This is a genomic window from Pseudomonas sp. MWU13-2862 (assembly GCF_023242495.1).
Taxonomy (GTDB): Bacteria; Pseudomonadota; Gammaproteobacteria; order Pseudomonadales; family Pseudomonadaceae; genus Aquipseudomonas; species Aquipseudomonas gingeri_D.
This window is the reverse complement of sequence record NZ_JALMEZ010000011.1, coordinates 17,329-38,415: the sequence shown is the minus strand read 5'-3', so window position 1 is coordinate 38,415 and position 21,087 is coordinate 17,329. Positions and strand designations below refer to the sequence as shown.

At 62.7% G+C, this 21,087-nt stretch carries 21 protein-coding genes; 12 read left to right on the top strand and 9 right to left on the bottom strand.

Annotated features, from left to right (window positions below; translation table 11 throughout):
- The first annotated feature begins 77 nt into the window (after positions 1-77).
- From mobA to M5C56_RS19985, 3 genes are all read left to right on the top strand, one after another.
- Entirely contained in the window at positions 78-677 is a 600-nt protein-coding gene (mobA, locus tag M5C56_RS19995) for a molybdenum cofactor guanylyltransferase MobA (RefSeq protein ID WP_103499325.1), read from the top strand.
- A 109-nt stretch (positions 678-786) separates the two neighbouring features.
- A complete protein-coding gene (locus tag M5C56_RS19990) occupies positions 787-1,008 on the top strand; it encodes a YgdI/YgdR family lipoprotein (protein ID WP_103499324.1) in 222 nt (73 codons plus the stop codon).
- A 147-nt stretch (positions 1,009-1,155) separates the two neighbouring features.
- Positions 1,156-1,611, top strand: a complete 456-nt coding sequence (locus tag M5C56_RS19985) for a type II 3-dehydroquinate dehydratase (protein WP_247263296.1) — start codon at positions 1,156-1,158, stop codon at positions 1,609-1,611.
- Between the two features lie 12 nt (positions 1,612-1,623).
- On the opposite strand, the gene M5C56_RS19980 is transcribed toward M5C56_RS19985, so the two are convergent.
- The 7 genes from M5C56_RS19980 to M5C56_RS19950 form a co-directional block, all read right to left on the bottom strand.
- Positions 1,624-2,514, bottom strand: coding sequence for a pseudouridine synthase (locus tag M5C56_RS19980; protein WP_103499322.1), 891 nt, complete (start codon positions 2,512-2,514; stop codon positions 1,624-1,626).
- A gap of 104 nt (positions 2,515-2,618) precedes the next feature.
- The gene (locus tag M5C56_RS19975) at positions 2,619-2,951 is read right to left on the bottom strand and encodes a transcriptional regulator (protein WP_100940592.1); all 333 of its coding nucleotides are present in this window, start codon (positions 2,949-2,951) and stop codon (positions 2,619-2,621) included.
- 150 nt (positions 2,952-3,101) lie between these two features.
- On the bottom strand, positions 3,102-3,302 hold the full coding sequence (locus tag M5C56_RS19970) for a hypothetical protein (protein ID WP_100940593.1): 201 nt from the start codon (positions 3,300-3,302) through the stop codon (positions 3,102-3,104).
- A 166-nt stretch (positions 3,303-3,468) separates the two neighbouring features.
- Entirely contained in the window at positions 3,469-3,705 is a 237-nt protein-coding gene (locus M5C56_RS19965; protein ID WP_103499321.1) for a glutaredoxin family protein, read from the bottom strand.
- Positions 3,706-3,779: 74 nt separating this feature from the next.
- On the bottom strand, positions 3,780-4,751 hold the full coding sequence (locus M5C56_RS19960) for an acyltransferase family protein (protein ID WP_103499320.1): 972 nt from the start codon (positions 4,749-4,751) through the stop codon (positions 3,780-3,782).
- Positions 4,752-4,753: 2 nt separating this feature from the next.
- Positions 4,754-5,860 (bottom strand): acyltransferase, encoded by a 1,107-nt coding sequence (locus tag M5C56_RS19955; protein WP_103499319.1) that lies wholly within the window; start codon positions 5,858-5,860, stop codon positions 4,754-4,756.
- A 75-nt stretch (positions 5,861-5,935) separates the two neighbouring features.
- Complete coding sequence (locus M5C56_RS19950; protein ID WP_103499318.1) at positions 5,936-7,144, bottom strand: ammonium transporter; 1,209 nt, start codon at positions 7,142-7,144, stop codon at positions 5,936-5,938.
- Between the two features lie 355 nt (positions 7,145-7,499).
- Here M5C56_RS19950 and M5C56_RS19945 point away from each other — a divergent pair, with 355 nt between their 5' ends.
- The 9 genes from M5C56_RS19945 to M5C56_RS19905 all read left to right on the top strand — a co-directional run bounded on the left by M5C56_RS19945 (position 7,500) and on the right by M5C56_RS19905 (position 19,544).
- Entirely contained in the window at positions 7,500-7,814 is a 315-nt protein-coding gene (locus tag M5C56_RS19945; RefSeq protein WP_103499317.1) for a DUF883 family protein, read from the top strand.
- A 1-nt stretch (position 7,815) separates the two neighbouring features.
- Positions 7,816-8,193: a phage holin family protein gene (locus tag M5C56_RS19940; RefSeq protein WP_103499316.1), complete on the top strand. Its 378-nt coding sequence runs from the start codon at positions 7,816-7,818 to the stop codon at positions 8,191-8,193.
- The gene (locus tag M5C56_RS19935) at positions 8,190-8,531 is read left to right on the top strand and encodes a hypothetical protein (protein ID WP_103499315.1); all 342 of its coding nucleotides are present in this window, start codon (positions 8,190-8,192) and stop codon (positions 8,529-8,531) included. The genes M5C56_RS19940 and M5C56_RS19935 overlap by 4 nt, the downstream gene beginning before the upstream one ends.
- A gap of 122 nt (positions 8,532-8,653) precedes the next feature.
- Positions 8,654-9,817 (top strand): EAL domain-containing protein, encoded by a 1,164-nt coding sequence (locus M5C56_RS19930; RefSeq protein ID WP_103499314.1) that lies wholly within the window; start codon positions 8,654-8,656, stop codon positions 9,815-9,817.
- Positions 9,818-9,912: 95 nt separating this feature from the next.
- Positions 9,913-11,244, top strand: a complete 1,332-nt coding sequence (locus tag M5C56_RS19925; RefSeq protein WP_103499313.1) for a deoxyguanosinetriphosphate triphosphohydrolase — start codon at positions 9,913-9,915, stop codon at positions 11,242-11,244.
- 241 nt (positions 11,245-11,485) lie between these two features.
- Positions 11,486-11,908: a response regulator gene (locus M5C56_RS19920; RefSeq protein ID WP_103499312.1), complete on the top strand. Its 423-nt coding sequence runs from the start codon at positions 11,486-11,488 to the stop codon at positions 11,906-11,908.
- Positions 11,909-12,240: 332 nt separating this feature from the next.
- Complete coding sequence (locus M5C56_RS19915) at positions 12,241-12,870, top strand: response regulator transcription factor (RefSeq protein WP_040064687.1); 630 nt, start codon at positions 12,241-12,243, stop codon at positions 12,868-12,870.
- An 8-nt stretch (positions 12,871-12,878) separates the two neighbouring features.
- Positions 12,879-16,532, top strand: coding sequence for a transporter substrate-binding domain-containing protein (locus M5C56_RS19910; RefSeq protein ID WP_103499311.1), 3,654 nt, complete (start codon positions 12,879-12,881; stop codon positions 16,530-16,532).
- Between the two features lie 60 nt (positions 16,533-16,592).
- Entirely contained in the window at positions 16,593-19,544 is a 2,952-nt protein-coding gene (locus tag M5C56_RS19905) for an HD domain-containing phosphohydrolase (protein ID WP_103499310.1), read from the top strand.
- A 6-nt stretch (positions 19,545-19,550) separates the two neighbouring features.
- Here M5C56_RS19905 and M5C56_RS19900 read toward each other — a convergent pair whose 3' ends face one another.
- Complete coding sequence (locus M5C56_RS19900; protein WP_103499309.1) at positions 19,551-20,033, bottom strand: GAF domain-containing protein; 483 nt, start codon at positions 20,031-20,033, stop codon at positions 19,551-19,553.
- A complete protein-coding gene (locus tag M5C56_RS19895; RefSeq protein WP_103499308.1) occupies positions 20,030-20,920 on the bottom strand; it encodes an ATP-binding protein in 891 nt (296 codons plus the stop codon). The genes M5C56_RS19900 and M5C56_RS19895 overlap by 4 nt, the downstream gene beginning before the upstream one ends.
- Positions 20,921-21,087: the final 167 nt, after the last annotated feature.

The following is a 21,087-nucleotide window of genomic DNA, read 5'->3' as shown; positions in this document are numbered from 1 at the left end:
GGTCCAGTTGTAGGGAGGAACAGCCCGGTGTTATATCACAGCCTCCCTTTTGATCACTGCTGTCGAGACCACTGCCCATGTCCGTAAACGACTTTTCCATTCTGCTCCTGGCCGGCGGTCGCGGCCAACGCATGGGCGGCCAGGACAAAGGCCTGCTGGAGTGGCGCGGGCAACCGTTGATCGCCCATCTGCATGCCGTGGCGCGGCCGTTCACCGATGACCTGATCATCTCCTGCAACCGCAACCCGGAGCGCTATGCGGCCTATGCCGACCGGCTGGTGAGCGACGACAGCGACGATTTTCCCGGGCCCCTGGCCGGCATTCGCGCGGGCCTCGCGGCGGCACGCCATGGGCATTTGCTGGTACTGCCCTGCGATGTGCCGCAAATCGACGCCGCCTTGCTCACGGCCATGCTCGAGGCCGTTCGCCGCGATCCGAGCCGGCCGCTGATGCTGCGCCAGGGCGAACACTGGGAACCGCTGTTATGTGTGATCCCCACTGTCCACGCAGGGGTCTTCGACAGCGCCTGGGCCCTGGGCGAGCGCAGTCCGCGCAAGGTCATGTTGCAACTGCGGGCCCAGGCCCTGCAGTGCCCGCCGGATGATCCCCGATTGGCCAATCTGAATACCCCGGAGCTGCTGCAATCGCCGGATCACTCGCCTGATGCACCCTCATAAGGAACTTGCCGAGCCTATATCCGTCAGAAACTTCAATCAGTGTTGTAATCCATCGGCCCTGACATCCATTAACGCTATTCTCAAAACACACCCTTTCCGGAGAAGTACCATGACGCAACGGACTCTTGCCGCACTCCTGCTGACAACCGCCCTGGCCGGCCTCGCCGGCTGCTCGTCGCCGACGGTGATCACCTTGAATGACGGACGTGAAATCCAGGCGGTGGACACCCCGAAATACGACGAAGACTCGGGGTTCTACGAATTCAAGCAACTGGACGGTAAAAAGACCCGCATCAACAAGGACCAGGTGCGGACAGTCAAAGAGCTGTAAAGCCTCTACGCTTTCAACACGGAGCCCGCCTTGCGCGGGCTCCGTCGTTTTTTCCCGACGGCGGCGACGTACAGGCACAACCCGCGGGTACGACCTATTCTATGGGAATCCCTCACCCGAGCCCATTTCTCTTCCGGTAGCTGAATCATGAAAGTCCTGATGCTGCACGGCCTCAACCACCATCTGTTCGGCAAGTGCGAGCCGATCCGCCATGCGGGCATCACCCTGGAACAGATCGACGAGCGCCTGCGCGCGCTGGCCCGGGAACTGGACGTGGATGTCACCAGTTTCCAGACCAACAGCGAGGGGGCGATGTGCATCCGCATTCGCCAAGGCGCCCGCGAGCAGGTCGACGCAGTGCTGATCAATGCCGGTGCCTGGGCCCACAGCAGCTACGATATTCGCGACGCCCTGGCGCACTTGTCGGTGCCGGTGATCGAGTTGCACATGGCCAATATCAATCGCAACGAACCCTTGCACCAGCCTTCGGTGCTGGCCGAAGTGGCCCGGGGCCAGATCTGCGGTTTCGGCGTCGACAGCTACCTGCTGGGCCTGCGGGCCGCGGTGAGCGCGGCTCAGGCCCAAGCCCAGGCCTGCTACTGACGGCCGTCGGTGTCACCAGTGCAGAACGATCTCGCTCTCGAAGCGACGCTCCCGGTCACTGATCGGATCAATGAAACGCAAGCCCTGGGCCAACAGCTTGAGAGGGTTGGCGTAGTCATCCACGGCATCCTTGAGCACCTGTGGATAAAACGGGTCGTTGCAGATGCCCGCGCCGAGGGCCGCCATGTGCACCCGCAACTGATGCTTCTTGCCCGTCACCGGATACAGCCCGTAGCGCCACAGCTCGCCATTTTTTTCAGCGACCTCGACAGCGGTTTCGGTATTGCTGGTACCGTCCCCTTCGCGCATGCGGAAAAACGGCTCGCCTTCCACCAGGCGGCTTTTGTGCACCAGCGGGAACGACAGGCTCGGCAAGGCACGGGCAATCGCCTCGTAGCGCTTTTCAATCTGCCGGGTCGGAAACAGCGCCTGATAGGCCGAACGGCTCGCGGGATTGGCCGAGAACAGCACCAGGCCGGCGGTGTGCCGGTCGATCCGATGCAACGGCACCAGGTGCGGATTGTCCAGACGGTGGATCAAGCGTCGCAACAAGGTCTGCTCGACATACTCGCCGGCCGGCGTGACCGGCAGGAAATGCGGTTTGTCCGCCACCACCAGGTGTTCATCGGCGTAGAGAATCGTCTCCCTCACCGGAATCGGCGTCTCGTTCGGCACTTCGCGAAAGTAGTGGATGCGCAGGCCTTCGCGGTAAGGCAACTGCGCGCTGATGGCCACTCCCTCGGCGTCCAGCACCCGGCCGCGGGCAATGCGATCGAGCCATTGCTCGCGGCTGATCGCCTTGAAATGTTCGCACAGGCAGTCCAGCACCGTGGCCCACGAACCGGGTGGCAGGTACAAGGTGCTGGCCTGGTGCTCGGCGGCATTGAAGGGCAAGGCGGACATGACAGGACTCGAACGGCTGGGCAAGCCGGCATTATCCCGCAAGACCCTGGCAGAACCTAGGCTCGCGGTAACGCAATCGCGATGCCCGTCGCCCTGCCCGTGCCTCAGCCCGAAGCGATCTTGCTACCCAGCAGCTTTGCACCGGCCGCCTCGGTGTAGTCCTTCAGCCAGCGCAACACATCCACCGCCTCCCAGCGCCCCGGATCGTAGAGGGCGTACAACAAGCCCTGGTAACCCACCACATCCAGTTGCCGGTGATAACCCGCGCGCTGGAACAGGGCTTCGATTTCCGCGAAACAGGTGTTGAAATGCAACTTGTTGAACGGTGTCTTGCCTTCCGTTACCAGCCCGTCCAGGCGCAACTCGAGTACCGCCTCGCGCACCACATCAGCGGACATGCGGTTCACGCTGGATTTCAATTGTTCGACATTGAGCATGCTTTAACCCTCTTAATCTCTCTGGATTCCGTTCCCGGGTGCGCACGTCAGGGTGGGCATCCTGTCCCAACACCGGAACGAAAACTGTATAAACATACAGTAACTGATTTTTTGATGACCCGCCAACCGATTGCCGCCTGCCGGCAGCCCTCATGATTCCCTGGGATGGACTTTTCCATAGACGTTGCCGCCGATGAACGAGCCCACCGTGCCGAGGATCACCATGGCGTAGGTCCCACCATCGATCTTTCCATACCAGGTCAACGCCGCGGTGCTTACGCCAACCACCACGGTGGCCAGGAACTTGCGACCGCCCAGTTGGTTGACCAGCAGAATGGACCTCCCTTTCATTTCATTTCCTCCCTTGCACCACTGGAACGTGCTGCCTCAAACGTCATGCAGCGACGTAAGCACAGTCGTTTTTCCAGCGCAACCGCAGGTAATTTGATGAAACAGAAGCGCCACCACCACCCGACAAGGGTGCAGCAGGCATATGACAGGAGCGAGATAGATCGCTTCAGCGTAGAAAAGCCACGACCTGCTCGACATCAAAGGGCCAGTCCAACTCGGCCCTGGTGTCCGCCCGGCGTAGCACCGGAATCCGCAAGCCATAGGCATCGAACAAGGCCTCATCGGCGGCGATATCCACCAGTTCCACCATCAGGCCGTGATCGACCAGCGGCATCAGCAGGGCTTCGGCGACTTCACAGAGATGGCAACCCAGGGTGCCGAACAGCTGGCATTCAGGAAGCATGGCAAGGGGTCCGGGACAGGATGAAGACTTATTCTAGGTCCGTCATCCGGGCCAGTCGAGCGACGACACGGCCCTCAGAGCAGGAAGCGCACACGCCGGCTGACGAGGATCAGCAATGGTGCCGCGACTAAAGCCAGGAGCAGCACTACCGCGGTCAGGGTATTGCCGTACGCCAGTCCCGCCGACAACGCCCCGTAGAGGAACAACGGATGCACATAGTAGAGCGCGGAGGACAGCTTGGCGTTGAGGTTGCTGCTGGAAGCGCGGAAAAACACGAACGGCAACAGGAACAACGCCGACGTGACCAGCGGCAACGATGCCAGGAAATCGAAGTTCTGCCGGGCATCGGCCTGATGCGAGTAATTCAGCCAGGCTTCGCCCAACAGCAGGGCCAGGCCGAGCGCCAACGCCAGGCAGACCTTTCCCCGGGTAGCCCGTTCCGGCACGCCGTGACGGGCCAGGAGAAACCCCAGCGCCATGAACGGAAAGCCCATGAACAGGAAATTCCGCGCGGTGTAGTCGTTCTGGTTGAAATGCTGGAGAAAGGCGTTGGGCAGCTCGAAATAGACCCGGGCATATTGCAGCACCAGGCCGACCACAAAGGCACTCGACGCCAGCACCAGCAGCAGGCCCGTGGGTCGATTGCGCAACAGGTAGAGGATCAGGCCGCCACCGAGCATGCCCACCAGGTACCAGAGGTGGAAGTAACCGATCACGAACTGCTTCAGTATTCCCAGCACGCCGCCGACACTGCCCAGGTCGGCGAAGCTCGCATAGATCGGGCTGTAGACCAGCATCCAGAGCAGATACAACTGCAGGCCACGCTTGAACCAGAGCGCAAACGAGTGCCCGGAGGCGAGGGTCTGCCACAGGTAGTAACCGTTGATGACAAAGAAGGTCGGCACCGCCACGCGGAACAAGCCATTGCACAGCAAGTAACCCACCGCGGTGTAGTTGCCGCCCATGAAATGGCAATGCAGCACCACGACAAATATCGCCAGCAGGACTTTCAAGGCATCCAGATTGCCGTTGAGGACTTTAGCCATCCTCATTTGCCGTCCGGCAACGGATCGGACGCTTTGTGGGAGGAGACGGTCCGAAACCGTCGTTTGCAGTAGCTTGTCGCCCGATCGAGCACCGGTTTTTCAAAAAACGAGTAGCCGACCCAGCCGTAACCCCAGACCGCGAGCATCATCAGGACCAGGAACACCAGATTGTCCTCGATATGGGTCGGCCAGTTGCCGATGATCTGCCAGGCCCGGCCCACGACGCCGAGCACCAGCAAGTGCGAGAGATAGATGGTGTAGGACATATCACCGGTGAAGACCAGGAAGCGTGGGCAACGGATCAACTGGCGCCGCTCCAGCAAGGCCAGCGACAGTGTCAGGGCGCCGAATACCAGCCCCACCCACAGCATCCTCGGCAAGCCCTCGGTAGAGAACAGTTCATAGTGCCCGATCAAGGCAAAACCCGGCACCAGCGCCGTCGCCAGGACCAGCCAGAGCACGGCGTTCGGTACTTTTGCACTGTGCCGACCATAGAAGAACAGCGCCGCCGCGCTGCCGATAATGAATTCCAGTGCATAGGGGTGCAGGATAATCTTCAGGGCCGAGGAATAGTCGCGCCAGGAGTCCAGCAGGTTGAACGCCACCAGCGCCACCGCCCAGGCCAGCAGCAACAGCGGCAAGCCACGCTCGCGAAACCCCAGCAGCAGGCTGAACACCAGGTAGAACCACAACTCGAACACCAGCGACCAGGCCACCATCACCAGCAATACCCGATCATTGGGCAGCAGCAGGAACGACAGCCACAGGTTGGAACCGCCGTGGGAGCTGTTGACCAGCATCGGCTGGACCAGATAGACCGCCAGGGTGATAAAGAAGTAGAGCCAGTAGTTGGGGTAGATCCGCGAGACCCGGTTGAACAGGAAACGCTGGGCCTGGACCCGATCCTGGAAGCGGCCGCGGGTGACGATCACCATGACGAAGCCGCTGATGACAAAAAACAGGTCGACGCCCAGCTGGAAAAAATCCACCCACGCCGGCAGCAAGGTATCGCCGCCGGAGTACTTGTGCTCGACCGCCGCCATGTGGAACAAGACCACGCCCAGCACTGCCGCGCCCCTCAAGCCTTGCAGTGAATACAGACGCTCCATAGACCTCTCCGCTCGACGGGAACCTGGCCACACGCCCCCCCTGATCTGGGGTTGATCATAGCGAACCGAGTCGGATTAGTCCTGACTCACCGCACCGATCTTGTGGATCGACAGATCGGCCCCGTAGTACTCCTCTTCCTGGCTCAAGCGTAGGCCATGCACGGCCTTGATCGCGCCGTACACGGCAAAGCCACCGATCAGGGCCACCACCACCCCCAAGCCGGTGCCGATCAACTGGCTGACCAGGCTGACGCCACCCAGGCCGCCCAACGCCTGCTGGCCGAAGATCCCACAGGCAATCCCGCCCCAGACCCCACACAGGCCATGCAACGGCCAGACGCCAAGCACATCGTCGATCTTCCACTGGCTCTGGGCCGCGATAAAACACCAGACGAACAAGCCGCCCGCCACCACGCCGGTCACCAGCGCGCCCACCGGGTGCATCAGGTCGGAACCGGCACAGATCGCCACCAGCCCGGCCAGGGGGCCGTTGTGCAGGAAGCCCGGATCGTTGCGGCCGATGATCAGCGCCGCCACCGTGCCGCCGACCATCGCCATCAACGAATTGACCGCCACCAGCCCACTCACCCCTTGCAGGGTCTGCGCGCTCATGACGTTGAAGCCGAACCAGCCGACGATCAGGATCCACGACCCCAGGGCCAGGAACGGAATGCTCGACGGTGCGAACGCCACCAACCGTCCCTCGCGGTAGCGACCCTGACGCGGCCCCAGCAAGAGCACCGCCGCCAGCGCCAGCCAGCCACCCATGGCGTGCACCACCACGGAGCCGGCGAAATCATGGAAGCTGGCGCCAAAGCGCGCCAGCAGCCAGGCTTGCAGGCCGAAGTTACCGTTCCAGACCAGGCCTTCGAAAAACGGGTAGACAAAGGCTACGATCAGGGCGGTGGCGCACAACTGCGGGGCAAACCGCGCACGCTCGGCAATCCCGCCGGAAATGATCGCCGGAATCGCCGCCGCGAACGTCAGCAGGAAAAAGAACTTCACCAGGCCATAGCCGTGGTCGCCGCTGATTTGCGCCGCCGGCTGTAAAAAGCTCACACCGTAGGAAATCCAGTAACCTATAAAGAAATAGGCCAGGGTCGAAATCGCGAAGTCGCTGAGGATTTTCGACAAGGCATTGACCTGGTTCTTTTGCCGAACGGTGCCGACCTCGAGAAAGGCGAAACCGGCGTGCATGGCCAGGACCATGACCGCCCCGAGCAGAATGAACAGGGTGTTGGAACCGTGGACCAGAGTGTCCACAGCGCTTTGCAAATTTTCCATGGAGACGGCAGACCTGAAGTCAGGGAAAAGCACCAAAGCAGTTCAATTACTACGCATTTCGCACCAGATTGGCGCCACACCGAGCCGAGAGCGAACCGCTTTGGCGCAGGACGAAACACGCAGCGCGAGGAACCCTCGGGTTTTTTCCGCGTTTTTTGATTATTTGAGGTATGGTTTTCGCAGGCCAGGGCCCTGGCGCGCCCAAATACAGCGCACATGCCCGGCACAACGCACCAGCACAAAGCAAAAGCTGTACCAGCCGATCGCAGTGAACCTTCAGCCCGGGTCCACACTCGAAACCTGCACAGACTTTTCACGGACGCTTTTTCATAGATAGCTTTTCACGGAGAACATCATGGCTCGCAAAACGGCACAGACGGCTCAAGAAATACTGATGGCGGATTTCCAGACCCTGGTCAGCGACACCGAGCGCCTGCTCGAGCACACCGCCAGTCTTGCTGGCGACCAGGCCGATGAGCTGCGCACACAGATTCACGAAAGCCTGCTCAAGGCCCGCGAAACCCTGCAACTGACCGAAGCCTCCCTGCGCGATCGCGGCCAGGCGGCGGTCGACGCGACCGAAGCCTACGTCCAGGCCAAACCCTGGCAGTCCATCGGGATTGCCGCCGGTATCGGCTTTATCGTCGGCCTGCTGGCGACGCGGCGCTGATATGGCCGGGGATGAATCGAGCGGCAGCGGCGCCTCGAGTCGCCGCCTGGGTGCGGCGTTCCTCGGCCTGTTGCACAGCCATGTTGAATTGTTCGGCATCGAGCTCCAGGAGCAGAAGGCCCGGACCGTCAGCCTGTTGCTGTTCGCCGGGCTGACCCTGGTGTTCGGCCTGTTGCTGCTGGTGGGGCTGTCGGCGCTGGTACTGATCCTGCTCTGGGACACCGCGCGCCTGGCCGGGATCATCGGCCTTTGCGTGTTTTACTGCATGGCCGCGCTGTTCTGCGCCCTGCGCCTGAAAGCGGCGATCTTCGATGAGTCGTCGCCCTTCCATGCCACCCTTGAAGAGTTGGCCAACGACCGCGAGCGACTGCTGCCATGAGCCTGCCCGACCTGACGCACCTCCATACCCGGCGTGATATGCGCAAGGCGCTGATCCGCCTGCGCATGGAAATGCATCGCCAGGAAATCCGCCATGAGTCCCGCGAACTGCTGCAACCCTTGCAGCGCATGCGCGGCCTGGGTCGGAACTGGCAGGCCAACCTGGGCCTCAAGCACGCGCCCCTGTGGGGAATCGGCATCGTCACGCTGCTGGGCTTCATGAGCGGCAGGGGCGCCAAGGGCGGCGGCGTCGACAGCCTGTCGCGCTGGGCGCGCCTGGGGGCCAGCCTGTTGCCGCTGATTCGGCTGGCGCTGCGGGGCACCGCGTCCAAACCCTGACGCCAGAAAAGCTGGCTGCATTCTTGCAGTAGCCATCGGGTTGAGCACGAACCTTCGGGCTCGCGCTCAATCTGCCTTGCCCGCCGCAGCCAGACTTATAAGACCCAGCCCAAGGAGGCACCGTGATCGACGGGCAACCGCTCGCCTGCTTTCAGCCGTTCATCGATACCGCCACCGGCCGTATCGCCGGTGTCGAGGCCCTTGGCCGACTGCGCCAGGACAATGGACAACTGACCTCCGTGGGCCCCCTGTTCGCCGATCCGCGAACCCCCTCCGCCGCACTGCGACGCCTGGACCGGCAGATCCGCGACAACGCCCTCAGCCGACTGCATGAAGCGCCCCCGGACTGGTTCCTGAGCCTGAACATGTCGCCGCGCTGGATCAGCCGCCTGAGCAATGGCCAGGCCCTGCCGAGCCTCAAGCAACTGGCGCAGTACGCTGTCGACCCACGGCGCATCGTCTTCGAAATCACCGAACTGGGGGGCGACAGCCTGCGCCTGGCGGAAGTGGTCAAGCGCTATCGAGAGGCCGGCGCACGGATCGCCATCGACGATTTCGGCGCCGGGTATTCCCAACTCGATCGGGTGCTGGCCTTGCAGCCGGACATTCTCAAGCTCGATATGCGCCTGTTCCAGGCCGCGGCCCGCGGCGGTCCCAGCAGCGAAGTGGTCAAGGCCCTGGCGCAAATGGCGGAAAAGACCGGCTGCTGGATCATCGCCGAAGGCGTGGAAACCGAGGCCGAGCTGAATTTCGCCCTGGAATGCGGCTCGCGTTACGTCCAGGGTTATCTGTTCGCCAAGGCCGAACTGGATTTCTTTGCCACCGATGCCTTTGTCGCCCGCTTCGCCGAACTGCGCGAGCGTTATGTGCAGCAGAAGCTGGCCGAGCGCGCGCGCCTGATGAACCTGCGCCAGCAACTGGGCGGGCTCATGGCCACACTGCAGAGCTGGGCCCAGGGCCAGGCACCGCTCAGCCAGTTGCCACGGCCCGACGGTTACCCCTGGCTGCTGCGTTTCTACCAGTGCGATCGCCACGGCACCCAGCTCACGCCCAATCTGGAATGGCGCCACAATGCCTGGCAGGCCGACAGCAGCTACCTGGGCCACAACTGGTCCTGGCGGCCCTACTTCTATCACCTGCTGGCCGAAGGCTGGGACGAGCGCCGTCTGATCCTTTCCAGCACCTATCGCGACGCCACCAGCAACCAGTATTGCCTGACCGCCGGGCAATTCTTCGGCAACGGCCAGCGGCTGCTGCTGATCGACATCGACGCCGCCGGCCTATAAGGTTTGCCTGCACAGGTTTACTTGCACAGTTTTGCTTGCAGGCCGGCACACTAAACGGGAAGCTGGGGCATCAGTCACCGACGGAGAGCCCCGCCTTGGATTGGCACACCCTGCTTACCCGCGAACGTCTCGGGAAATCGCTGCACAGCCCTGAAGAACTGGGCCGCAGCCCCTTCCACAAAGACCACGACCGCATCATCTTCTCCGGAGCCTTCCGGCGCCTGGGGCGCAAGACCCAGGTCCACCCGGTGACCAGCAACGACCATATCCACACCCGCCTGACCCACTCGCTGGAAGTCAGTTGTGTCGGTCGCTCCCTGGGTATGCGCGTCGGTGAAACCCTGCGCGATGCCCTGCCCGACTGGTGCGAACCGAGCGACCTGGGCATGGTCGTGCAATCGGCCTGCCTGGCCCATGACATCGGCAACCCGCCGTTCGGCCACTCCGGCGAGGACGCCATTCGCCACTGGTTCCAGCAGGCGGCCGGGCGCGGCTGGCTGGACGGCATGAGCGTGGCCGAAGGCAATGACTTCCTCAATTTCGAAGGCAACGCCCAGGGCTTCCGGGTCCTGACCCAGCTGGAATATCACCAGTTCGAAGGCGGTACCCGCCTGACCTACGCCACCCTCGGCACCTACCTCAAGTACCCGTGGACGGCGCGCCACGCCGATTCCCTGGGCTACAAGAAACACAAGTTCGGCTGCTACCAGAGCGAACTGCCGATTCTCGAGCAGATCGCCCACAAGCTCGGCCTGCCACAGTTGGAGGAACAACGCTGGGCGCGCCACCCGCTGGTCTACCTGATGGAGGCCGCCGACGATATCTGCTACGCCCTGATCGACCTGGAAGACGGCCTGGAAATGGACCTGCTCGAGTATGCCGAGGTCGAGTCCCTGCTGCTCGGCCTGGTGGGCGACGACCTGCCGGAAACCTATCGGCAACTCGGGCCGCAGGACTCCCGTCGACGCAAGCTGGCGATCCTGCGCGGCAAGGCCATCGAACACTTGACCAACGCCGCGGCCAGGGCCTTCGTCGAGCAACAGGACGCGCTGCTGGCCGGGACCCTGCCAGGGGATCTGGTCGAGCATATGCATGGCCCGGCCAAACGCTGCGTGCTCAACGCCAAGGACATCGCCCGCAAGAAAATCTTCCAGGACAAGCGCAAGACCCTCCACGAGATCGGCGCCTACACCACCCTGGAAATCCTCTTGAACGCCTTCTGTGGCGCGGCCCTGGAACAACACGGCGGACGCACGCCGTCGTTCAAGCATCGGCGTATCCTCGACCTGCTCGGCAACAGCGCCCCCCGGCCCGAGTGGCCGCTGCACAGCTCGTTCCTGCGGGTGATCGACTTCATCGCCGGCATGACCGACAGCTACGCCAGTGAAATGGCCCGGGAAATGACCGGTCGCTCCAGCCCGGTATAAACCTCAGCCGCCCGCCCCTGATCAGGGCGGGCTGTCTAGCGGGATAAAACCTACATCGGCGAGAGAATGAACTGATTGATCATGGCTTCGGCCCACTGAAATAATTGCTTTCCTCTTATGTCTGCCGCCCACACTCAAGCTGACCTGCCATTCAACAAGCGCCCGATTCCAGGCATATTTTCCTACACAGCGCCTATCTATGTAGCCTTGTCCCGAGCCGACAGGTCGCCCGGAAAACACCATGCCCAAACACAACTTACGCGTGTTGCTGGTAGAGGATCACCCCTTTCAACTGGCCGCCACCCAGAGCCTGCTCAACAGCTATGGCTTCCACGCCCTGACGCCAACGCTCAACGCCCGGGAAGCCATGAGTGCACTGAATTCGGCGCACACCCCGTTCGACCTGATGTTGTGCGACCAGTGCCTGCCGGACGTCCTCGGGCTGGACCTGATCGAAACCGCCTGCCGCAGCGGCATGATCAAACAGGCGATCCTGCTCAGCAGCCTCAGCAGCGAAGAACTCGCGGCCCTCAGCGCCCTCGCGCTGGAGCGACGGCTGCCCTTGCTCGGCTGCCTGAGCAAACCGCTGAACGGCCCGGACCTGCAGAGCGCCCTGGGCCTGGATCGCTACCCGCATGAGGTACGCGGCCCTGCCGAGCCCTAGCCATCGCCGAGCCTCATCCCGGCGCGCCGACGTGACCTGCCCCCCTGCCCCGACTCCGCCCCGGGGGCGGCAATGGCAAAAACATGCCTACCAGCAAGTAGGACATTTCCCAAAACATTATAAGAATTTATAAAGCATCAACCATTCCGTATAACCACCCCATTCAATACTGAACGGCTCTTCCCTTTCAAACTTGCGTCATGCGTAAGTCGAAACCCTATTTAAAGTAGGAATATTCCTATACTACCTCTGTAGGGCCTTCCCTTCATGCGCCCGCTTGTCCAACTGAGCTAAGGTTCGCGCTTTCCAAACAGCTCGTATGGGACTTTATTATGAACTCGGTTTTTATCGTCGACGACCACCCCGTTGTCCGCCTGGCCATCAGGATATTGTTGGAACAAGAAGATTGTTATGAAATAGTCGGGGAAACCGATAACGGTGTCGACGCGATGCAAATGGTCCGCGAATGCATGCCGGACCTGGTGATCCTCGATATCAGTATCCCCAAACTCGACGGCCTGGAGGTGCTGGCCCGCTTCAATGCAATGAATTCGCCGCTCAAGACCCTGGTGCTGACGGCGCAGACGCCCAACCTGTTCGCCATGCGCTGCATGCAGTCCGGCGCCTCGGGTTATGTCTGCAAGGCCGAAGACTTGAGCGAGTTGCTGAGTGCGATCAAGGCCGTACTGTCCGGCTACAATTACTTCCCAAGCCAGGCGTTGATCGGTGCTCGAAAAGAGGGGCCGGAAAATCCGGAGATCGAACTCTTCAAACTCGTCAATGATCGGGAACTGATGGTCCTGCAATTGTTTGCCCAGGGCCGGACCAACAAGGAAATCGCCAAGGGTATGTTTCTCAGCAACAAGACCGTCAGTACCTACAAGAAAAGACTTATGCAAAAACTCAAGGCCAAATCCCTGGTAGAGCTTATCGAGATGGCCAAACGCAACGCGGTAGTGTGAGAAAACCAATGCCCATGCGCATAAAGGACTATCTGATGGTGATCACAGGCTTGTGCCTGTGCCTGTCAGCGCTTGCAGAGACCCCGGGTATCACCCACTTCTCATTACTCAGCCGTTCAAGCGCCAGCCACATGGAGGTCGTGCTGGACAAGGAGCAACGGCGCTGGGTCGAGGACAAGCGCGAGCTGGTGCTCGGCACCTCCGCCCCGGATTACCCGCCTTTCGACATGACCGTCAGCGGCCATGACTATGAAGGCATCACCGCCGACTACGCCGGTATCCTGGCCAAGGCCCTGGGCCTGCCGATCAAGGTGCAGAGCTTTGCCACCCGCGAAGCCGCCATCAGTGCCCTCGAACAAGGCCGGATCGACCTGCTCGGCAGCGCCAACGGCTTCGAGGCGGTGAACAAGAACATCGCGCTGTCGACCCCCTACGCCATCGACCAGCCGGTGCTGGTCACCCGTGAAAACGAAACCCGCGCCCTGAGCGATGGCCTGGCGGGCATGCGCCTGAGCATGGTCTACCACTACCTGCCACTGGACGAGATCAAGAGCCTTTATCCCAATGCCACGCTGCAGTTCTACCCGTCCTACCTGAACGCGCTCAACGCCGTGGCGTTCGACCAGGCCGACGTGTTTCTCGGCGACACCATCTCGACCCACTACCTGATCAACAAGGGCTATTTGCGCAATGTGAAAATGGCCAACTTCGGCAAGCACGAGGCCTACGGCTTCAGCTTTGCCGTGCGCGGTGACAACGCCGCCCTGCTGGGCGCCGTCAACGCCACCCTGAAGGCGATCCCCACCAGCGAGCGCGAGAGTATCGCCCACCGCTGGAGCGCCGGCAGCGACATCCTGCTGACCGACCACAAGCTGCAACTGACCGCGCGCGAAGAACGCTGGATCAAGGAGCACCCGGTGGTCCGCGTGGTGGTCAACGAAGCCCTGGCGCCGATCACCTTCTTCGACGCCGACAACAGTTTCCGTGGCGTCACCGCCGACCTGCTGGAACTGATCCGCCTGCGCACCGGCCTGCGTTTCGACGTGCAGCGCTCGCGCAGCCTGGACGACATGATCAACCGGATCAAAAACGACCAGGCCGACATTATCGCCGCCGTCAGCCCGACCAATGAACGCGAGAACATCCTGCATTTCAGCCGGCCGTACATGGAGAACTCGTTCGTGCTGCTGACGGCCAAGGGCCGCGACAACGTCAACAACCTCGACCAGATGCAGGGCCGGCGCCTGGCGGTGATCCGCGGCAACCCGCTGATCGACTACCTGCGCAGCGATTTCCCGGAGATCAAGCTGATTGAAACCGACGACAGCCTCAAGGCGGTCGAACTGCTCGCCCAGGGCCAGGCGGAAGGCGCGGTGAGTTCGCTGGTGATCGCCAACTACCTGATCGCCTCGCAAACCTTCGACGACAAGCTGCAGATCAGCGCGACCATCGGCACCCAGCAGGCGATCTTCGCCCTGGCCACTGCCCGTGGGGCCACGGAGCTGGGCTCGATTCTCGACAAGGCGCTGCTGAGCATCGCCCCGGACGAACTGGGCATCATCAACAGTCGCTGGCGCGGCTACACACCGTCGTCCGAGAGCTACTGGCGCAACTACCATCGGCTGATCCTGCAGATCGTCATGGGGGCCGGCGCGCTGCTGCTGCTCTCGCTGGGCTGGAACGCCTACATGCGCCGGCAGATCCGGCAACGGCAACTGGCCGAGCGGGCCCTGAGCGACCAGTTCGAATTCATGCGCGCGCTGGTCAACGGCACCCCGCACCCGATCTATGTGCGTGATCGCGAAGGCTTGTTGCAGACCTGCAACGACAGCTACCTGCAAGCCTTCTCGACCAAGCTCGAGGATGTGATCGGCAAGCGGGTCATGGACGCCTACCAGGGCAACGCCTTCGAGGCCCGGGAATACCAGGCCGACTACCAGCGGGTGATGGACGAAGGCACGGCGCAGATCTGCGACCGCACCCTGCATATCGGCGACCGCCGGATGACCATCTATCACTGGATCCTGCCCTACCGTAACTCCCTGGGCGAGGTGCAGGGCATCATCGGCGGCTGGATCGACATCAGCGAACGCCGCGAACTGTTCGAAGAACTGCGCGCGGCCAAGGACCAGGCCGACAGCGCCAACCGCGCCAAGAGCACCTTCCTGGCAACCATGAGCCACGAAATCCGCACGCCGATGAACGCGGTGATCGGCATGCTCGAACTGACCCTCAAGCGCGCGGACCAGGGCCACCTCGATCGCCCCGCCATCGAAGTCGCCTACAACTCGGCCAAGGACCTGCTGGAACTGATCGGCGATATCCTCGATATCGCCCGCATCGAGTCCGGTCGCCTGAGCCTGTCCCCCGAGCGGGTCAACCTCGGCGAACTGGTGGAATCGGTGGTCCGGGTCTTCGATGGCCTGGCACGGCAGAAACAGCTGGACCTGGTGGTGCAGCTGCCTGAACGCCAGGACATCGGCGACATCCTGATCGATCCCCTGCGCTTCAAGCAGATCCTGTCCAACCTGATCAGCAATGCCATCAAGTTCACCGAACAGGGCCAGGTCACCATCTCGTTGCAGATGCAGCCCACCGCGGTAGCGCAACGGACGAACATGACCCTGACCGTCCAGGACAGCGGCATCGGCATCAGCGCCGCCGATCAGGCCCGGCTGTTCGAGCCCTTTGTACAGGCCGACAACTCCGGCCACCTGGCCCGTAGCGGCGCCGGCCTGGGCCTGGTGATCTGCCGCAGCCTGTGCGAAATGATGGGTGGCACCCTGAGCCTGTCCAGCGTGCCGGGCGAAGGCACCCGAGTGGTGGTGGCCCTGGAACTGGACTGCCTCGAAGCCACTCAAGGCACCGCCCGGCGCGATCCGGAACTGACCCCGGCGCTGCAGGCGCTGAATGTCCTGGTGGTGGACGACCACCCGGCCAACCGCCTGTTGATGTGCCAGCAACTGGGCTTTCTCGGCCACTCGTTCAGCACCGCACAGAATGGTGCAACCGGTTTGCAGGCCTGGAAAGACGGGCATTTCGACCTGGTGATCGTCGACTGCAACATGCCCGTCCTGAACGGCTACGAGATGACCCGCCGCCTGCGCGAACATGAAGCCCGCCATGACCTCCCGGCCTGCACGGTGTTCGGTTTCACCGCCAACGCCCAGCCCGAGGAACGCACCCGCTGCAAGGAAGCCGGCATGAACGACTGCCTGTTCAAGCCCATCAGCCTGACCACCCTCAACCAGAAACTCGCCGACGTCACGCCGCGCCCGCGTCCGAGCCAGGCCGCCTTCAGCCTCGACGGCCTGCACGCCCTGACCGGGGGCGAGCCGCTGCTGATGCGTCGCTTGATCGACGAGCTGCTGAGCAGTTGCCAGGCGGACCGCGAGGAACTGCTCGGACTGCCCATCAGCGGTGACCTGGTACCCCTCATCGACATGGCCCACAAGATCAAGGGCGCGGCGCGGATCGCCCAGGCCAACGCGTTGGTGGAACACTGCGAAATCCTGGAAAAACAATGCCAGGAGGACGCTCCGAGGCCGCAGATCGAAAGCGCCCGGCAGGCGATTGTGCAGGCCTTGCTCGAACTCGAAACGGCCTTGCGCGAGCACACCGGCCCGCCGCCTGAAAAAATGCCCGGCCAGGAGCACACCTGACAGCGGACATTGGCTATCCTTGGGCGCTGAGCACGGCCCCATCACCCAGGGAGATCAGCGATGCCCCGTCCCATGCAACGCGAAAGACGCCGGCTGGCGCTGCACGTGCACATCAGTATCCTGTTCACCTGCCTGCTGCTGCTGACCGGCACCCTGCTGGGGCTGTTCAACTACCGGCAAACCACGCAGATCATTCTCGCCAGCAGCGAAAAAATCTTCGGCAGGGTCCGCGACGATGTACAGCTGGATCTGCTGCACACCTACCAGCCGATTCGTCATCTGCTGAGCCTGCTGGCCATCGACGATCGCACCCAGGCCCTTACGCTTGGGCAACGGCTGGCACTGCTCAAGCCCTTCACCCAGGCCCTGAACGACAACCCGAACCTGGCATCGCTGTACCTCGGTTACGCCGATGGCGACTTCTTCATGGTCCGGCCGCTGCGCGACAGCGCCCTGCGCGCCTATTTCAAGGCACCGGAGAACGCCGCCTTCCAGGTCTGGAGTATCGAGCGCGACCCCGGCGTCGCGGGGGTCAAGTCCGAATCATTGTTCTACGACGCGGCCCTGCAACTGATCAGCCGCCAGGACAATCACCGCGAAGCCTACGATCCCCGCGTACGCTCCTGGTTCAACAGCGCCCTGAAGGACAGCGACCAGATCACCACCGCGCCCTACCTGTTTTTCTCCACCCACAATGTCGGCACCACCCTCGCCCGGCGCGGCAGCGCCAACGTGGTGATCGCCGCCGACCTGACCCTGGCGGATCTTTCCGCGACCCTGGACAAACACAAGGTCACGCCCTCGACCGAAATCGTCCTGTTCGATGAACACGACAATGCCGTGGCCTATCCCGACTACGCCCGGCTGATCGGCCACAGCAGCGACGCACGGTTGCCCCGGGTCCAGGATCTGAGCCCGATCCTGCAACGCTTCATGGAACCGGGCAGCAGCACCGAGCACCACCTGGACAGCGCGCAACGGCAATGGATAGTCGCCCGTACGCAACTCGCCGAAGGCGGGCCCAAGGGCCTGCAACTGGCCCTGCTGGTTCCGGAAGACGAACTCTTGGCGGACGCCTACCGGATCCGCTGGCAAGGCGCGCTGATCACCCTGGCCACCCTGCTGCTGTGCCTGCCCCTGGGCTGGCTGACGTCCAGGCTGCTGGTCAAGCCGCTGCACGCCCTGGTACAGGAGGCCGATGCGATTCGCAGCTTCAACTTCAACCACCCGGCGACACCGCGCTCGCCGGTGCTGGAAGTCGACCGGCTGGCGACCTCGATGATCCGAATGAAGCAGACCCTGGCGAGCTTCTTCGAAATCGCCTCCAGCCTCTCGGCGCAAACCCGCTTCGATCCCCTGCTGCAACGGGTGCTCGAGGAAACGCTGAAAATCGCCCAGGCCCGCGCCGGGCTGATCTACCTGCTGGACAGCGACAGCCGCCAGCTGGAAGCCCATGCCCTGATCATCGATGGTGTCCAGCAGGATCCCCGGCACTTCGATATCCGCGGTGCAGCCGAGGCTGACGAACAGCGCCCGGACTGGCTCAAGGCACTGGACCGGCAGGACAACGTGGTCGCCACCCTCGGCTTCGAGCAGGCGGCCGACTTGCAAAAGGTCATGCTCGCCCTGGAGAGCCCGCGGATTCACCTGATCGGCATCCGCTTGCACAACCGCCATGGCGAAACCGTCGGCGTCCTCGCCCTGCTGCTGCCCGACAGTGGCACCGAGACCGATATGGAGAACCTGCAGCCGGACCGCATCGCCTTTATCAGCGCCATTTCCGGCACCGCGGCCGCCTGCATCGAAAGCCAGCGCCTGCAAGCCCGGCAGAAACAACTGCTGGACGCGTTCATCCAGTTATTGGCCGGCGCCATCGATGCCAAGAGTCCTTACACCGGCGGCCACTGCCAACGGGTGCCGGTGCTGACGCTGATGATCGCCGAGGCCGCCGCGGCCAGCCAGACACCGGCGTTCAAAGGCTACCAACCCAGCGAAGACGAATGGGAGGCGCTGCATGTCGCTGCCTGGCTGCATGACTGCGGCAAGGTCACCACTCCCGAATACGTGGTCGACAAGGCCACCAAGCTGGAAACCCTGTACGACCGCATTCACGAAATACGCACCCGCTTCGAAGTGCTCAAGCGCGATGCCTGGGTCGACTATTGGCAAGGCCGGGCGCTGGGTGGCGACGAAGCCGACTTGGGCCGGGCGCGCGACGCCAGCCTGACGGCCCTGGACGAGGACTTCGCCTTTGTCGCCCACTGCAACCTGGGCGGCGAGGCCATGGCCGAAGCCGACCTGGAACACCTGCAGCGGATTGCCCAACGCACCTGGACCCGCACGCTGGACGATCGTCTCGGGGTGTCCTGGGAAGAAAAGCTCCGCCAGGAACGCAGCCCCGCCGCGCCCCTGCCGGCCACCGAAGCGCTGCTGGCGGACAAGCCCGAGCATCTGTTCGAACGCAACGAGGCCGAACTGATCCCCGCCGACAATCGCTGGGGCTTTCAGCTCGACGTGCCGCCCTACAAGTTCAATCGGGGGGAGTTGTACAACCTGAGCATTACCCGCGGCACGCTGACCCGCGAAGAGCGCTACATCATCAACCATCACATGGTGCAGACCATCCTGATGCTCGATCAACTGCCGTTTCCCGGGCACCTGACCGCCGTGCCGGAGATCGCCGGCGGCCACCACGAGAAAATGGACGGCACCGGTTACCCCAAGCGCCTGAAGCGCGAACAGATGAGCCTGCCGGCGCGGATGATGGCGATTGCCGATATCTTCGAGGCGCTGACCGCCGCCGATCGCCCGTACAAAAAGGGCAAGACCCTGAGCGAAGCGCTGGGCATCATGGCCGGCATGTGCCGCGACGCCCATATCGACCCGCAATTGTTCGAGCTGTTTATCCGTGAGGAAATCTACCTGGCGTACGCCCGGCAACACGTCCTGCCCCAGCAGATCGACACGGTGGATGCCGAGTCGCTGCTGGAAAAGGCCGGTCTGGGCGCCTGAGTCGCCTCAGCAGTCGGTCAGGCGCAGGAAGATCGCTGCCAGGTGTTCGATCCCGGCCTGGTCTTCGAGGGTGAAGCGGGCCAGGCTCGGGCTGTCCAGGTCGAGCACGCCGATCAGGCGGCCGTCCTTGACCAGTGGCACCACCAGCTCGCTGTTCGAGGCGCTGTCGCAGGCGATATGCCCGGCAAACGTATGCACGTCTTCGACCCGCTGGGTTTCCCGGGTGGCCGCGGCGGTGCCGCAGACGCCCCGGCCGAAGGGGATGCGCACGCAGGCGATCTGCCCCTGGAACGGCCCAAGGACCAGTTCCTCATGGCGATTGAGGTAGAAACCGGCCCAATTCAGGTCATCCAGCTGATTGAACAGGAAGGCCGAGAACTGCGCGGCATTGGCGATGAAATCCCGCTCGTCCGCCAGCAACGATTCCAGCTGTGCGTGCAACAGACCATAGCCCTCGAGGCCGGCCCCGGTGTTCTGCAAATCGATCATGGTGCCTGCTCCAACAACTTCAAACCCACCCAATAACGCGCAAACTGATAGGCGCAGCGACCGTTGCGATTGCCGCGTCCGGTGGCCCAGCGCACCGCCTGGATATCCAGCGCCTCGTCGCGCTGCCAGGCCAGGCCGGCCTTGAGCGCCAACTCGCCGATCCAGTGTTCGACAACGCTGAGGAAGTGCTCCTGGGTAAAGGGATAGAACGACAGCCACAGGCCGAAACGATCGGACAGGGCAATCTTGTCCTCCACCGCTTCGCTGGGGTGCAGCTCGCCGTCGACGCGCTTCCAGTTTTCGTTGTCGCTCTCTTTCTCGGGCACCAGGTGCCGGCGGTTCGAGGTGGCGTAGAGCAGGACATTGTCCGGGGCCTGTTCAAGGGAACCGTCGAGCACACTCTTGAGCACACGGTAGTCGCCTTCACCGGCCTCGAAGGACAGGTCATCGCAGAACAGCACGAAACGCTGGGGCAGCTTTTGCAACTGCTCCACCACCCGCGGCAGGTCGGCCAGGTGATCGCGCTCGATCTCGATCAGGCGCAAACCGGCCTTGGCATGTTCGGCGAGCAAGGCGCGCACCAACGAGGACTTGCCGGTGCCGCGCGACCCCCAGAGCAAGGCATGGTTGGCGGGCAGGCCATCGAGGAACTGGCGGGTGTTGCGCGCCAGTTGCTCGCGTTGCTTGTCGACGCCGATCAGGTCGGACAAACGCATGTCCAGGCTGACCTCCAGCGGCAACAGATAACCGCTGCGCCCTTCGCGCTGCCAGCGGGCCGCCAGGCAGCCGTTCCAGTCGATGGCCTGGCGCGGTGCCGGCAACAACGGTTCGAGACGGGCGAGCACCGCATCGGCACGCTCAAGAAAGGCATTCAATCGAGAATCCACGACGTTTCCTCAGGCAAGTTCATACGATGATGTCGCGTTGGCGCCGCCGGGCGCCGGCAAGCTCTGGCAGACTGCACACCGCGCGTATCGAATCCCCCACTGCCGGTGCACGCATCGAATCAGCTATGCTTGCCGGGCTAAGGGAAAGGAAAGTGGTACACCACCCC